Raw genomic sequence first — 13802 nt, 5'->3', positions numbered from 1 at the left:
ATGACCCAGCCCGTACGGCGTGAGACGACCCTGCATCTCCTCCTGACGCAGCCCGGCGGAACCGAGGTCGCCTGCCGGACCCTGACCGTGGATCATCCCACGTACTACGGCGAGCATGTGTTGGAGGCCGCGTGGGCAGCGGGCGTGGAGGGCTGGCTGGGGCGGCGGCTGGCCTTCACCGGGCACGGAACAGGGGAGGATGGCGTGACCCGCGCCACCTGTGCGTGGCAGCTGTTCACCCCCGACCTGACCGGTGCGGCGCCCGTCCCGGACGAGCTGCGTGAACTCGCGGACGCCGCGCGGGCTTCCACCCGCACGCCCTGGTTCGGGCCGCACTGGCACGCGGACGCCCTGAGCTGGCTGGATGACGAACTCGCCGCGCAGGACCGCCCGCGCCTGGGGACCCCGGTCGTGCTGAAACACTGGCAGATCAGCCTGCTGTGGCGCGTACCCACGCGGCAGGGGGACGTGTACGTCAAGGCCGTCCCGGACTTCTTCGCGCGGGAGGTGACCGTCACCTGCGCGCTGGCCGGGGTGCCCGGCGCGGCCCCGCCCGTTCTGGCCGCCGACGCGCGGCGGGGCCTCCTGCTGCTGGACGGCTGCGGCGAGGCCGGAGGTGATCCCCCCGCTGTCCTGCGGCAGCTGGCGCAGGTGCAGCGCGCCACCCTGCCCCTGCTGCCGGAGCTGGACCTGCGGGACCGTGGCCCAGCGTACCTGCTGGCCCAGCTGGACGCCCTGTTCAGTGACGCGAGCCTCTACGCCGACGAGCACGGCCCGCACCCCGACGCCCTGACCCCCGAGGAGGCTGGCGCGCTGCGCGCCCGCCGCCCCGACCTGGAGGCCGCGCTGGAACGGCTGCGCGTCAGCCCGGTCCCTCTCACCCTCGGGCACGGCGACCTGCACGGGGGGAACGTCACCACGCGCGGGAAGCAGGTGACGCTGCTCGACTGGTCCGACGCCAGCCTCACCCACCCGTTCCTCGACGCGAACCCCGCCTACCTGTTCCCGGACGGCACCGACCCCGACCCGGCCATGCTGGACACCGCGAGGGACGCGTACCTGCGCGAATGGACCGACCTCGCCCCGCTGGACGACCTGCGTGCCCTGCACGCCGACGCCACGTTGGCCGGAGAGGTGTACCGCGCCCTGGGCTACTTCGACGGGATTCAGGGTGCGGTCGAGGACCGGCGCGAGTGGGCGGGCGCGCACCTGTGGCACCTGCGCCGCCTGCTGCCTGCACCGGTCAGCGGGGCGTGACGGTGCAGCTGCCCAGACCCGTGCCCCTGTCCGTGCTGTCACGGTGACTGGTGGCGTCTCCCCTCACGCTGCCCGCGCCCAGGCCGCTCCTTCCGGCGCTGCAGATCAGGAAGGTCTGATCGGCGCGCTGCACGATCAGCAGCAGTTCGTCCGCGTCGGCGTCCATCAGCACGCTGCCCTTCTCGCTGCCGCGCGTGGCCGTACCGTCAAAACCGCTCTCCTCATCCGGTTCGGTCAGGTTGACCGTGAAGGTCCCCACGCCGGGGAAGGCCACGTCCCACCGCTGCCCGACCTTCAGGGTCAGGGGCCACTTCAGGGCGGCACCTGAGCTGGAGGTGCCTGTGCTGGTGGCGCCCACTGCGCCGCTGGCCAGGGTGCAGGTGCCCGCCGCCGAACCGGGATCCTTGCTGTTCTGGTACGCCCTGGCGCTCCCGCGCAGCGTCCGGTCGACCGTGCAGGTCAGGAAGGTCTTGTCCGCCCGGCCCACGATCATGATCAGCGAGTCGGTGTCCAGCGTGAACAGCGCGTCGCCGGTCTTGCCGCTCTGGGTGGCCAGGCCGGGATAATCACCGTCGCTGTCCCTGGCGCCCAGCGTCACGCTGTACGCCCCGCCCTGCGAGAACGTGACCGTCCAGGTCTGCCCGGCCGCCAGTGCCGGCAGGCCCGGACCGGAGGAGGCCGCCGGCGTCCCGGCCACGGGCCCGCTGCTTGTCCCGGCCGCCCGGGCCCTGAGGCTGACCACGCAGTCCCCGGTGCGCGTGCCCTTCGAGTCCAGACCCGTGAAGCTGTACAGGTTGCCCGTCCAGTCGGCGCTGCCGGCCTTCACACCGCCGGGTTCCACCACGCAGCTGCTGTAGGCCTTGCCGTCCGGGGTCCACTCCACCCAGACCTCGTTGTTGTCCTCGTCGTAGTAGAAAAAGGCGGTCTGGTCCCGGCTGCCGCTGCGGGCGCGGCCCTTCAGGCTGCCGTCGTCGATGACTTCCGTGAACTCGGTCGTCCAGGTGCCCGCCGCCGCGCCGCCCGTGACGCGTACCGTGCCAGTCACGCCCGCCCGCCCGGTCGCCAGCGCCGGGGGCCACACGCCGCCCCCCGACCCGGCGCTCACCTTCGTGCCCGGCGTGATGGCCGCGCCGCTCCCCTTGCGCACCACGAACCCGGTCACGTTCGGCGTGATCAGCCCCCACGCCAGCGCCAGCGGCCGCATGAACGACGTGCGCGAGTTGTTGTTCCCGGCCACGCCCGCCGAGTGCACCCCCACCAGCACGCCACTGTCGTCGAACACCCCGCCGCCCGAGTTGCCCGGGCCGGTCTGCGCGTCGTGCTTCACCCACTGCCGTCCGCTGCTGCTCAGGTCCTCCCCGGTGAAGCCACCCACCGACCCGCGCGAGAACGACAGCGTCATCCCGCCCGTCCCCTGGAAGCCGAACACGAAGACGTCATCGCCGATGCTCAGCGCGTTCGAATCCCCGACCTCCACGAACGGCAGGTTCAGCTTCCCGACCGGCTTCTCGTTGCGGTCTTCCACGATCTGCACGATGGCCAGGTCGAGGTTCGGGTCGGCGGCGACCACCTTGCCCCAGTACGTGAATTCCGGTTCCCGGTCGGCGAACTGAACGACGCGCACCTGAATCCACGGCGAGAGCTGCCGGGTGTCCGGATCCCCGACCACGTGGTAATTGGTGAGAATGTACCCCTGCGGGCTGATAACGCTGCCCGACCCGCGCGAGCCGTCCAGGTCGCCGTTCGCGTCCGTGGGCAGCAGCATCACGGTCGCCTGGATGATCCGCTCCCGCACGGCCTTCGGCAGGGCCTGAGCGCCAGCCGCCGAGGCCAGCAGGAGCGCCGCGCACGCCCACGTCTTCAAGGTCTTCATGGGCCATTGAACCGCAGGTCAGGTGCGGCTGCCTAGCCCCCGCCGGTGGCCCTCAGGCGCCCGGCACCCCGGCCTCAGCAAAGGTCTGCATCTCGCGCAGGGTGGCGGCGGCCCCGAGCAGGATGGGCGCGGCCAGCACGCCGCCCGTACCCTCGCCCAGGCGCAGGTTCAGGTGGAACATGGGCTTCAGGCCCAGGTGCGCCAGCTGCGCCGCGTGCCCCACCTCGGCGCACTCTCCGGCGGGGAACAGGTAGTCACGCAGGTGCGGGGCGAGGGTCACGCCGATCAGGGCGGCGCTGCCCTCCACGAAGCCATCGAGGATCACCGCCCGGCGGCTGGCGGCGGCCTGGAGCATGACCCCCAGCATCGCGGCGATCTCGAAGCCGCCGAACTCCGCGAGTACCTCCAGCGGGTCCGTGGTGGGGGTGCGCTCCAGCGCCACGCGGATCACGGCGACCTTGTGCGCCAGCCGCTCGTCGTCCACGCCTGTGCCGCGGCCCGTCACCTGCGCGGCGTCGAGGTTCAGGAGGCGGGCGGTGATCGCCGCCGCCGGGGTGGTGTTCCCGATGCCCATCTCACCGGGAATCAGGACGTCCGTGCCGTCCGCGATCGCCCGGCGGGCCAGCGCCGCGCCCGCCAGGATCAGCGCCTGCGCCTCATCCGCGCTCATGGCGGCCTGCCCGCTCAGGTCATGCGTGCCCCGGCGCAGGGCCGCGCGCACCAGCGCCGGGTGCTCGGGCAGCGCCGCGTTCACCCCGGCGTCCATCACGTACACCCGTGCGCCCACTGCCCGTGCCAGCGCATTCACGGCCGCGCCGCCCGGTCCGGCGGGCGTGTCCGCCAGGAAGTTCGCCACCATCGCGGGCGTCACCTCGGGCGGGTACGCACTCACGCCCGCGCGCGCCACACCGTGATCCCCCGCCGCCACGATCACCGCCACGCCGCGTGGATCGGGCCGTTCGCTGCCCAGCACGCCCGCCAGCCTTACTGACAGCTCCTCCAGGTCACCCAGCGCGCCCGCCGGTTTCGTCAGCTGCGCCTGCCGCGCCCGCGCCCGCGTCATCGCGTCGGCGTCGGCAGGCTGGATGGCGGTCAGGAGGGCCGTCAGGTCAGGAAGCATCAGCGCGCATTCTGCCCGTTCAGGCGGGTGGGCGCAGCCCGGTCAGCCACCAGTGTCCGGCTTCGCGGCGCAGGGTGGCGACCGTGCCGGGCGGCGCGGCGACCGCCGCGAGGTTCACGGTCAGGCGCAGCGCGGCCAGCAGTGGCCCGGCGTGCGTGAAGGCCACCACCTCGCCCGCCGGGAGGGTATCCAGCCACCCCTGCACGCGGGCATGAAAGCCCTGCCCGGTGTCGCCGCCGGGGGGCCCGTGGGGACTGGTGGGGTCGGCCAGCGCCTCGATCCAGGTGCGGGGTGCGTCGCCGTGCGCGGCGTCCAGTTCGGCCCAGGTGTGCCCGGCCATCACGCCGAACTCCGCCTCGGCCAGCGCCGGGTGGGGGAGGGCGCCCGGGAAGCCGGCCAGTCGCGCGGTCTGCCGGGCACGGCCCAGCGGGGACGTGAACGCCAGCGCGCGCCGGGGCAGGCCGAGGGTGCGGGCCAGCGCCTCCCCGGCGGGCGTGAGGGGTGCGTCCTCGTGCGGGTGCGGGTAGCGGCGCTGCGCGTTCGGGAGGGTGGGGGCGTGGCGCACGAGGTGCAGCGTCAGGGCGTCCGGCACGGCTCAGCGGCCCCAGGCGAACGCGCCCAGCGCGAGCAGTTCGGCCGTCACCACGATCATCCCGTACGTGTCGCCGTTCAGGCCGCCGCCCAGCCGCCGCGCCGCGAACGCCGCGACCAGCAGCGCGCCCACCAGGGCTGCCAGCCACGCCAGCCACGCGCCGGGGATCAGCAGGGTGGGCGCGGCGATCAGCGCCGCCGCCCAGATGCGGCCCTCGCGTGAACGGGCGCCCAGGCTCTCGGCGCGGGCCGCCGGGTAGGTGTTCATGGGCAGCAGCAGCAGCGTCCGCGCCGCCACGGCCGCCACCAGCGGGGCCAGCGGCGGGATGGGGGCCGAGAGCAGGCTCCAGAGCAGCAGCAGGTACAGCCCACCGGTCGCCAGTCCGAACGCGCCCATGTGCACGTCCCGCAGGATCACCAGCCGCTCGGCGGGCGTCTTCATGGCGAACAGCGCGTCGGCACTGTCCACCAGCCCGTCGAAGTGCAGCATGCCGGTCAGCAGCAGCCACGCGCCCACGCCCAGCGCGGCGATCACCCCGCCCGGCAGCGGCGCGTCCAGCCAGAGCAGCAGCGCCACGGCGCCGCCCACCGCGTACCCGGCCAGCGGGTAGTACGCGCTGGCCCGCGCGAAGTCCCCGTCCCGCACCTCCGTGACGTGCGGCAGGGGCAGGGTCGTCAGGAACGTCAGCGCCAGATGCGCCGCGCGCAGCTGATCGCGCATCAGGCCCATTCCGGTGGAACGCTCTGCCCGGACCGTTTCATCCGAGCGGAGGCGACTCGCAGAGCTGCCCCGCAGAGGGGGAGGACAGGCGGCCTCCTCATCAGGTCGTCTGCACGTGGATCTGCGCGGCGACGCCCAGCGAGAGGGTCAGGGTGTGGTCGGTCGCCCAGACGGTCAGGGTGCCCAGCGCGGCGTCCACGGCGTCCAGCCGCAGCGGCGCGCCCGGCGTGAGCCCGGCGGCCATCATGGCCCGCAGCTGCTCGGTGTCGCCGTCCGGGACGCGCGCCACCGTCGCGGTGTCCCCGGGGGCCAGCTGCGACAGGCGCCGCTGCGGCTGGTGCGGCAGTTCACCCGCCAGGGTGGGGATCGGGTCGCCGTGCGGGTCGTGCGTGGGGTCGCCCAGCCACGCCGCGATGCGCGCCTCCAGCCGCTCACTCAGGGCGTGCTCCAGGCGCTCGGCCTCCTCGTGCACCTCGTCCAGCGGGACGCCCAGCGCGCGGTGCAGGAACAGTTCCAGTAGCCGGTGGTGCCGCAGGACCTCCAGCGCCACCCGCTCGCCCTCGGCGGTCAGCTGCGCGCCCTGGTACGGTGCGTGCGACACGAGGCCCTGCTCGGTCAGCTTGCGGAGCATGCCGGTCACGCTGGCGGGCGCGACCTCCAGCGCCGCCGCGAGCGCCTGGGTGTTCACCTTCCCCGCCTGCCCCAGCGTGTACAGGTGCTTCAGGTAATCCTCCGCCGAGCGGGACAGGGAACGGCCGGTCATGCCGCCCAGTGTAGCGGCACCGCAGATGGGAACTTTTTCGTGGCGCCCCTCCTCTAAGGTATGAGGTGCCCTTGAATGACCCGCACGACACCCTGTCCGACCTGCACCTCGCGCGCCTGGCCGCGCGGGACGAGCGGGTCTTCGAGACGCTCGTGAGAACGCACGCGCCCCAGGTGCACCGCCTCGCCGCCAGCCTCGTGGGGCCGGGCGCGGCCGATGACATCGTGCAGGAGGTGTTCATCGCCGCCCATAAGTCTCTGAAAGGCTTCCGGGGCGAGGCGAGCCTGAGCACCTGGCTGCACCGCATCACCCTGAACGCCTGCCACAGGGCCCTCGGCGCGCGGCAGGCGGTGCCGCTCTCGGACACCCCGGAACCCCACGCGCCGCACAATCCGGCCCGCGCGGGCGAGCAGGCGCAGGTCCGCGAGCGGCTGGCCCGCGCGCTGGCGCAGCTGCCGCCCGACCAGCGCGAGGCGGTCGCCCTGCGGGAACTGTCGGGCCTGGACTACGCCGAGATCGCCGCGCTGACCGGCGCGGAACTCGGCACCGTGAAGAGCCGCATTGGCCGGGGCCGCGCGGCCCTGCGCGCCCTGCTCACCCGCGCCGGAGTGACCCCATGACCCACCCCACCGACCGTCACACAGACGACTTCGACGATCTCGACACGCTGCTCGCGCAGGCCCGCCAGCTGACCCCCGCCGACCTGGGCGCCGCCGACCGCTTCCTGACCCGCCGCCGGGCCGCCCGCACCCGCAGCCGCGCCGGGTGGCTGACCGGCGTACTCGCCTCGGCGGCCCTGGTGGCGGGCCTGACCGTGCTGCGCCCCGCCGCGCCGCTGCCCGGCCCGCTGCCCAGCAGCGCCGCGTACGACGCCTACCAGAGTGCGTGGGGAGCCGACTGGTGACACGTTCCCTGACCCTGCTCCTGCTGACGCTGGGCACCGCGCACGCGGGCGATCTGGAGGACGTGCAGGCCGCCCTGAAGCAGGCCCGCACCCAGGTGGCGCGCGGGCAGGCCGAGGTGACCGTCCTGTTCCCCCCGCGTGCCACCCCCACCCGCGCCGCCGCGCAGCTGCCCGCCCTGACCGTGCGGCCCGCGCTGCTGGCGAAGAACTTCAGCGTGACCCGAACCGGCACCGAGCAGGTCGCCGGGCGCGACGCGGCGCGCTTCACCCTGACCCCCAAGGTCGGGGACGCGGCGCGCTGGACGCTGTGGGTGGACCTGAAGTGGAACGTGCCGCTGGCTTTCGAGGAACGCGGCGCGGACGGCACCCTGGCCCGCCGCGCCGCCCTGACCCGCGTGCAGTCAGAGACGGCCCGCGTGACCCGCCCGGCCCCGCCGGCCGCGCCCGCTGGCCTACGCGCCGCGCTGACCCGCGCCCTGCCGGGCCTGAGGCTCCCGCCCGGGTTCACGCCCGTGGGCGTGCAGCCGCGCGGGCAGGGGCTGGAGGTGGCCCTGACCGACGGCCTGAACGGCCTGACACTGGTCGTTGCGCCGCAGGACGTGAAGGCCGCGCCGGGGGTCGCCTCGCGCCGCGTGGGGAAGGTGTTCGTGTGGCTGGTCGGGAACCTGCCGCAGCCGACGCTTCAGGCGGCCCTGGCGGGGGTGCGCAGCGCGACCCCGGACCCGCTGGGAACTTTTTCGGCCTCTCCTGACTCCAATCCATAACGCCCCCTTTCAAGGAGTTCCGCATGCCCCTGACCCCCCTGACCCGCCCCCTGACCGCCGAGGACGCCGCGCACTTCCTGCGCCGCACCGCCTTCGGCGCGACCGACGAGCAGATCCGCGCCCTGGTCGGCCAGAAAGCCCAGGACGTGGCCCGCGCGGCCCTGGCCTTCGATCAGAGCGTCGCGCCCGGCAACCCCTTCGATCCCATGCAGGGCGCGACGCCCGGCGCGGCCCTGCAACTCGGGCGCGGCGCGTGGCTGTACGAACTCGCGTACGGCCCGCACCCGCTGCGCGAGAAACTGGCCCTGACCTGGAGCAACCACTTCGTGATCGCCACCGACAAGGTCCGCAACGTGCCCGCCGTGGTGGACTACCTGAACCTGCTGCGCCGCCACGCCGCCACGCGGTCCTTCGAGCGCTTCACGCTGGAGGTCGCGCAGTCCCCGGCTATGCTCCGGTACCTCGACAACGACCAGAACCGCAAGGGCAAGCCGAACGAGAACTTCAGCCGGGAACTGCTGGAACTGTTCACGACCGGCATCGGTGCGTACACGGAAAACGACGTGCGTGAGGGCGCACGCGCCCTGACCGGCTGGTCCTACCAGGGGGGGCGCGGCAACAAGCAGTACCTCGAGCAGCCGCGCTTCATGTACCAGCCGCAGCAGCACGACGACGGGAAGAAGACGTACCTGGGCCAGAGCGGCGCCCTGAAGGGCGAGGACATCGTCCGGATCGCCACCTCGCAGCCCGCCACGGCCACCTTCGTGAGCCGCAAACTGCACCGCGCGTTCCTGGCCGACACCCCCGACGACGCGGCCATCCGGAGCAGCGCCGAGACCTGGACCCGCACAAAGGGCGACGTGATGGCCGTCCTGACCGAACTGCTCGCCAGTGAGGCCTTCTACGCCAGCCGCTCGCGCATCATCCGCTCGCCCATTGAGTTCCTGGTGGGCGGTATCCGTACGCTGGGCCAGCCGAAGATCGACGCGCGCTCCCTGCTGAACCTCGCCGGCACCGCCGGGCGCATGGGACAGGTGCTGCTGGAACCCGACACCGTCAAGGGCTGGGACGGCGGCCGCGAGTGGATCAACGACACCACCCTGCTGCTGCGCATGCAGGTCGCCGCCGCATTGACCATGGGCTCCAAGGCCCCCAACCTCGACACCCCGCCCAGCCTGCTGGCCCTGACCGGCCAGGAACGCCCGGCGGGCGCGGTGCTCCTGAGCAGCCTCAAGGGCCGCCAGCGCACGTACCTGAGCCTGATCAGCCCCGAATTCCAGCTCGCCTGACCCCCCGGAGGAGTGCCCCGTGACCAACCGACGTGATTTCCTGAAACTGTCCGCCCTGGCGGTCGCCGCCACGAGCGGCATGCCCGGCTTCCTGGCCCGCGCCGCCACCCAGGCCGGCGGCACGAAAACCCTGGTGGTCGTGCAGCTGACCGGCGGGAACGACGGCCTGAACACCCTGATTCCCTACAGCAACGGCGCGTACTATGCCGCGCGGCCCAACATCGCCATCCCGAAAAAGGACGTGCTGACCGTCACGCCCGACCTGGGCATGCACCCCGCCCTGCGACCTCTGATGAAACTCTGGGACGACGGGCACCTCGCGTGGATGGAGAACGTCGGGTACCCCAACCCGAACCGCAGTCACTTCGCCAGCATGGCCATCTGGCACACCGCCGACCCCGCGCAGGCGCAGGCGGACGGCTGGATCGGGCGGATCGCGGAGAAGATCGGCGACCCGTTCTGCGCCAGCAATCTGGGGGCCGCCACGCCGCAGGCCCTCCAGGCCAGCGATTTCAGCCTGCCCAGCATCGACTCGGTGGACAACTTCCAGCTGAAACTCCCGGGCGGGATGGAGACCCCCTTCCAGTCCCTGCTGAACTCCCCGCGCAGCGGCGAGGCCGCGTACCTGACCCGCGCCACCCGTCAGATGCTGAAGAACACGGCCCGAGTGCAGGAGAACGTCAGGAAGTACAAGGCGGGCGCCACGTACCCGGACACGAAGTTCGCCTCGCAGCTGCGCGACGCGGCGCGCCTGATCGCCGCCGGGGTGGGGCAGCGCGTGATCTACGTGTCGCTGGGCGGCTTCGACACGCACGCCGGGCAGCGCGCCGAGCAGGACGGCCTGCTGGGCACCCTCGCCGGGGGCCTGAGTGCCTTCCAGGCCGACCTGGAACGCCAGGGCCTCGCCAAGGACGTGATCGTGATGGGCTTCTCCGAGTTCGGGCGGCGCGTCGCGGAGAACGGCAGTGCGGGGACCGACCACGGCAAGGGCAGCGTCATGTTCGCGTTCGGGCAGGGTGTGAAGGGCGGCGTGCACGGCAGCAGCCCCGACCTCGAAGACCTGTCCGAAGGGGACATCAAGTACAGGCAGGACTTCCGGGGCGTGTACGCCGAGGCCCTGACCCGCTGGCTGAACCTGGACGCGCGCGGCATCCTGGGCGGCACCTTCACCGGACCGCGCTGGATCGCGTGAACGCTCGCGTGCACGGCGCCCATGTGCACAGGGCCAGCGTGAAGGGGGTCGGACTGACGCTGGCGGGGCTGGTGCTGCTTTCGCCCCTGCTCAGCACCGCCGGGGCGCTGCCCCGCTACCGCATCCAGGCCGCGCCGCAGCTGCACCTGACCGAAGGGAACGAGCTGTGGGAACTGGACCGCCGCGTCATGCCCTGCACGTACTGCCACGTCAACCCGGACGGCGGCGCCCCCTGGAATCCCTTCGGGCAGGCCATCCAGGCCACCTTCGCAAGCGAGGCCAAAGAGGGACGGCACCTGACCTTCCCACAGGCGCTGTCCACCCTCCTGCAGGCCGATACCGACGCGGACGGCGACAGCTACCCGGACGCGCTGGAGATCCACGCGAAGACCCTTCCCGGCGACCCGGCCAGCCGCCCCGGGCAGCCCCTGGACGAGCTGCGCGCGGCGTTCGCGGCGGCCGGAGGCGCCGAGCAATTCGCCCCGCCGAAGAAGAAGGCGGGAAAATAAAAAAGCCGCCTCTCGGGCGGTGATGTCCGAAAATATAGCGCGGTATGCAGGGGCGGTCAAGCCTATGCGCCGGGTGGGTGATGTGCAGAGGCGCCCCCAGTCCAGTGGGGGCGCCTCTGCATTCTGCTGGGGGTATCAGCGTTTGACGTCGTACACGCTGACGCTGCCGGGCTGGCCGACCTGTCCGGCGCCGACCATCAGCTGCGTGCCGGTGTCGGACCAGGTCAGGAGGTTCGTGCGCAGGCTGAACTGCCCGGCGCGGGCCAGCAGGGTGCCGCTGGCGGTGTCGAAGACGTGCAGGGCGTTCTTCGCGTCGTTCGTCAGGACGGCCAGGAGTTTCCCGTCGGGGCTGAAGCGCAGGGCGCGCACGTCCGCGGTGAACTTCAGGGTCCTGAAGGCGGTGGTCGCGCCGGGTTTGACGAGGGCCACGAACGGCGCGTCGTCCACCGAGTACGCCACGGCGAGCGTTCCGCCTCGACTCTGCTGGAGTTCGTCGCTGGAGGCGTCGGCCGGGAGTTTCACGGCGGCCTGGGTTTTGCCGGTTTTCACGTCCAGGCGCAGGGGGTTGCCCTCGTGCGGGATGACCAGCACGGCCTTGCCGTCGGTGGTGGGGAGCGCGTCGTGGATGTCCTCGACTTTCAGTTGCGCCGCCGTGAACTGCGCGACGATCTTCGCGGTCTGCCCGTCCAGCAGCGCCAGGCCCTCGTAGCCGCTCAGGGCGGCGTAGCGCCCGTCAGGGGAGGTGTGCAGCGTCTCGAAGTCCACCTTGCTGCTCAGCGCGGGAAGTTTCACGATCTTTCCGGCGCGGTACACGTTCACGGCGCCGCTGCCGTTCAGGGTCCACACCTGTCCGCCCTGCGTCTCGGCGGCGTACAGGCGGTCGCGGTTGCCGACGTTCAGGCCCTTGCCGGTCTTCAGGTTGATGAACTCGCCCAGGCCCGCGTGCGGCACGCCGCCGATGAACGCGCCGGTCCAGGTGTTGCCGCTGGGCAGTTTCACCTGTGGGCGCGCCGGGGCGTCCAGGGCGTCCAGGGTCAGGCGGCCCACGCTGCCGCCCAGGCTGAGTACCTGCCCGCCGGGGCCGCCGACCAGCGTGTCGAAGCTGTCGAGTTCCAGCGTCTCGCCGATGGCCTCGCCGGTCTGCGCGTCGAACAGTTGTCCATCGCCGTACTCGGCGTACAGGAACTGCGCGTCGTTCAGGAAGACCACGCTGCCGTCCAGGCTGAGGTCCTCGCCGCCCTCGACCTCGGTGGCTTCGGCGCCGCCGCGCAGGATCAGCGTCTCGGACCCGGTGCGGATCACGGCGGCCTGAGCGTCCGGGCTGAAGGTCGCCTCCAGGCCGTCCCACTCGTCGCTGATCGCGCTGCTGGCGATGACCTGCGCGTCGGCGAGCGCCACGAGGTCCACGCGGTCCTCGTAGATGACGGCGGCCAGGGTGCCGTCCGCGCTGACGCGCACGTCGTACGCCTCGCCGTCACCGAGTACGTCGGTGGTCTGGCCGCTCTGCAGGTCCATGCGGGTCAGGGTGCCGTCGTTCAGCATCAGCAGGGCGCCGTCGGCGGCGAACGCCAGGGTGGTGTCGTACTCGGGGGTGCCGCTGCGGACCTCCTGGCCGGTGCGGGCGTCCCACACGACCCAGCGGTCCCGGCCCAGCGCGGCGACGCGGGTGCCGTCCGGGCTGGCACTCAGGGCCTGCACGGCGCCCTGCAGGCCGTACCACGCGCGGACGGTCTTCAGGTTCTGGTCGAGGATCATCACGGCGTTGTCGGCGTCCACGGCCACCTGCCCGCCCGGCAGGAACGCCGCGAGGTGCGAGTCCGCGCCCGGCACGGTGTACACGGCGGGTTTGGAGAGGGTCAGGGCGGACGCGCCCCCCAGGGTCAGCGCGACGCTCAGCAGCAGGGTTCTCATGTGACCCACTGTATGGAAAAGTGACCGTGAGGGTATCCACATTTAGGCGGAGGTGCCTACCCGGCCGGATGGCTCACGCGGGCTGGGCTGCGCCCCCTCCCGTCAGCGCCCCACCCTCTGATCGACGCCTCCCTCTGATCAATCGCCGTCGCTGAAGGTCACGGTCACTGGCAGGCGCTGCCCGGCCATGGTGGCGGTCGCGCCGCTGATATGCAGCCCTGCCGAGTGGGCGGTCGTGTCCGAGAGTTTCAGGCGCAGCAGGCGCACGCGGCTGCCCTCGCGCACCAGGACGCTGGTGATCAGGTCCCCGGCCTGGATGCAGCGGGCGTTCATGGGGCAGCGGCTGTCCTGCGTGCGCAGCAGCGTGACGGTCGCGTCCCCCAGTTGCCCGGTCTGGCCGACTTTCAGGTCGAGGGTGGCAGCGTGGGCGCTGCCGAACAGGGCGAGGGGCAGGACAGCGCGGCGCAGCAGGGTGAGGGACAGGCTGGTCATGCACCGAGTGTGCCGCGCGAAGCTGAGGGGGAACTGACCGCCGCGCCCCTGCAGGTTCACGGGGCGCGGCGGTCAGTTCAGGGGTCGGCTCAGCCGAGCAGGAGGGCGTCGCCGCTGCCTGCCAGCGCGCGGAAGCTGGCGGCCTTAGCGTTCAGGCCCATCTGGTCGTAGCACCCGGCGAGTTTCAGCGCGAAGAATTCCACGGCGCGGCAGTCCTCACGGCGTTCGGCGGCCTCCAGGCAGGTGCGGTAGTGCAGCACGGCGAGGTGGTACTGCGCTTCACGCGCGGCGTGCTCGGCCCTGCAGTGGCTCATGCGGAGGGACACGATGTCGCTGGGGAGGGTGCTCGCGGCGGACATGACTGGCAGTGTAGTCATGCGCGGGGGTGGATGAATGAAAGATGAATCAGGTTTCGG

Annotated in this window: 15 protein-coding genes; 7 read left to right on the top strand and 8 right to left on the bottom strand. The window is 72.4% G+C overall.

Features of this window, described 5'->3' with window-relative positions:
• Complete coding sequence (locus tag SY84_RS08760; protein ID WP_046843699.1) at positions 1–1257, top strand: phosphotransferase; 1257 nt, start codon at positions 1–3, stop codon at positions 1255–1257.
• Here the strand turns inward: SY84_RS08760 and SY84_RS08755 are convergent.
• The 5 genes from SY84_RS08755 to SY84_RS08735 form a co-directional block, all read right to left on the bottom strand.
• Positions 1244–3130 carry a S1 family peptidase gene (locus tag SY84_RS08755; RefSeq protein ID WP_046843698.1) on the bottom strand — a complete coding sequence of 629 codons (1887 nt, stop codon included), beginning with the start codon at positions 3128–3130 and terminating at the stop codon, positions 1244–1246. The genes SY84_RS08760 and SY84_RS08755 overlap by 14 nt on opposite strands.
• Before the next feature lie 52 nt (positions 3131–3182).
• Positions 3183–4250, bottom strand: coding sequence for a nicotinate-nucleotide--dimethylbenzimidazole phosphoribosyltransferase (gene cobT / locus SY84_RS08750; RefSeq protein ID WP_046843697.1), 1068 nt, complete (start codon positions 4248–4250; stop codon positions 3183–3185).
• A gap of 19 nt (positions 4251–4269) precedes the next feature.
• Positions 4270–4842 (bottom strand): histidine phosphatase family protein, encoded by a 573-nt coding sequence (locus SY84_RS08745; protein WP_157882937.1) that lies wholly within the window; start codon positions 4840–4842, stop codon positions 4270–4272.
• Between the two features lie 3 nt (positions 4843–4845).
• Positions 4846–5571: an adenosylcobinamide-GDP ribazoletransferase gene (locus SY84_RS08740; RefSeq protein WP_046843696.1), complete on the bottom strand. Its 726-nt coding sequence runs from the start codon at positions 5569–5571 to the stop codon at positions 4846–4848.
• Positions 5572–5662: 91 nt separating this feature from the next.
• Positions 5663–6325, bottom strand: coding sequence for a metal-dependent transcriptional regulator (locus tag SY84_RS08735; RefSeq protein WP_046843695.1), 663 nt, complete (start codon positions 6323–6325; stop codon positions 5663–5665).
• 71 nt (positions 6326–6396) lie between these two features.
• On the opposite strand from SY84_RS08735, the gene SY84_RS08730 reads away from it, so the two are divergent.
• The 6 genes from SY84_RS08730 to SY84_RS08705 are packed head-to-tail and all read left to right on the top strand — an operon-like array spanning position 6397 to position 10983.
• A complete protein-coding gene (locus SY84_RS08730; RefSeq protein WP_328512054.1) occupies positions 6397–6945 on the top strand; it encodes an RNA polymerase sigma factor in 549 nt (182 codons plus the stop codon).
• Positions 6942–7229 (top strand): hypothetical protein, encoded by a 288-nt coding sequence (locus tag SY84_RS08725; protein ID WP_046843693.1) that lies wholly within the window; start codon positions 6942–6944, stop codon positions 7227–7229. The genes SY84_RS08730 and SY84_RS08725 overlap by 4 nt, the downstream gene beginning before the upstream one ends.
• The gene (locus SY84_RS08720; protein ID WP_245621297.1) at positions 7226–7993 is read left to right on the top strand and encodes a sigma-E factor regulatory protein RseB domain-containing protein; all 768 of its coding nucleotides are present in this window, start codon (positions 7226–7228) and stop codon (positions 7991–7993) included. Before SY84_RS08725 ends, SY84_RS08720 begins: the two co-directional genes overlap by 4 nt.
• Positions 7994–8016: 23 nt before the next feature.
• Complete coding sequence (locus SY84_RS08715; RefSeq protein ID WP_046843692.1) at positions 8017–9282, top strand: DUF1800 domain-containing protein; 1266 nt, start codon at positions 8017–8019, stop codon at positions 9280–9282.
• A 19-nt stretch (positions 9283–9301) separates the two neighbouring features.
• Positions 9302–10474: a DUF1501 domain-containing protein gene (locus tag SY84_RS08710; RefSeq protein ID WP_046843691.1), complete on the top strand. Its 1173-nt coding sequence runs from the start codon at positions 9302–9304 to the stop codon at positions 10472–10474.
• 38 nt (positions 10475–10512) lie between these two features.
• Entirely contained in the window at positions 10513–10983 is a 471-nt protein-coding gene (locus SY84_RS08705) for a hypothetical protein (RefSeq protein WP_046845069.1), read from the top strand.
• A gap of 135 nt (positions 10984–11118) precedes the next feature.
• Here SY84_RS08705 and SY84_RS08700 read toward each other — a convergent pair whose 3' ends face one another.
• The 3 genes from SY84_RS08700 to SY84_RS08690 form a co-directional block, all read right to left on the bottom strand.
• A complete protein-coding gene (locus SY84_RS08700; protein ID WP_046843690.1) occupies positions 11119–12894 on the bottom strand; it encodes a WD40 repeat domain-containing protein in 1776 nt (591 codons plus the stop codon).
• A 138-nt stretch (positions 12895–13032) separates the two neighbouring features.
• Positions 13033–13386 (bottom strand): hypothetical protein, encoded by a 354-nt coding sequence (locus SY84_RS08695; RefSeq protein ID WP_046843689.1) that lies wholly within the window; start codon positions 13384–13386, stop codon positions 13033–13035.
• Positions 13387–13475: 89 nt separating this feature from the next.
• Complete coding sequence (locus tag SY84_RS08690) at positions 13476–13745, bottom strand: hypothetical protein (RefSeq protein ID WP_046843688.1); 270 nt, start codon at positions 13743–13745, stop codon at positions 13476–13478.
• Positions 13746–13802: the final 57 nt, after the last annotated feature.

Origin of the sequence: Deinococcus soli (ex Cha et al. 2016) (assembly GCF_001007995.1) — a bacterium.
Taxonomy (GTDB): Bacteria; Deinococcota; Deinococci; order Deinococcales; family Deinococcaceae; genus Deinococcus; species Deinococcus soli.
This window is presented reverse-complemented; position numbering and strand designations above follow the sequence as displayed.

Bases quoted from the DNA above. Each gene is read 5' to 3' on its own strand.
- SY84_RS08760 (WP_046843699.1), top strand. From the start codon at position 1: ATGACCCAGCCCGTACGGCGTGAGACGACCCTGCATCTCCTCCTGACG.
- SY84_RS08755 (WP_046843698.1), bottom strand. From the start codon at position 3,130: ATGAAGACCTTGAAGACGTGGGCGTGCGCGGCGCTCCTGCTGGCCTCG.
- cobT (WP_046843697.1), bottom strand. From the start codon at position 4,250: ATGCTTCCTGACCTGACGGCCCTCCTGACCGCCATCCAGCCTGCCGAC.
- SY84_RS08740 (WP_046843696.1), bottom strand. From the start codon at position 5,571: ATGGGCCTGATGCGCGATCAGCTGCGCGCGGCGCATCTGGCGCTGACG.
- SY84_RS08735 (WP_046843695.1), bottom strand. From the start codon at position 6,325: ATGACCGGCCGTTCCCTGTCCCGCTCGGCGGAGGATTACCTGAAGCAC.
- SY84_RS08725 (WP_046843693.1), top strand. From the start codon at position 6,942: ATGACCCACCCCACCGACCGTCACACAGACGACTTCGACGATCTCGAC.
- SY84_RS08715 (WP_046843692.1), top strand. From the start codon at position 8,017: ATGCCCCTGACCCCCCTGACCCGCCCCCTGACCGCCGAGGACGCCGCG.
- SY84_RS08700 (WP_046843690.1), bottom strand. From the start codon at position 12,894: ATGAGAACCCTGCTGCTGAGCGTCGCGCTGACCCTGGGGGGCGCGTCC.
- SY84_RS08695 (WP_046843689.1), bottom strand. From the start codon at position 13,386: ATGACCAGCCTGTCCCTCACCCTGCTGCGCCGCGCTGTCCTGCCCCTC.
- SY84_RS08690 (WP_046843688.1), bottom strand. From the start codon at position 13,745: ATGTCCGCCGCGAGCACCCTCCCCAGCGACATCGTGTCCCTCCGCATG.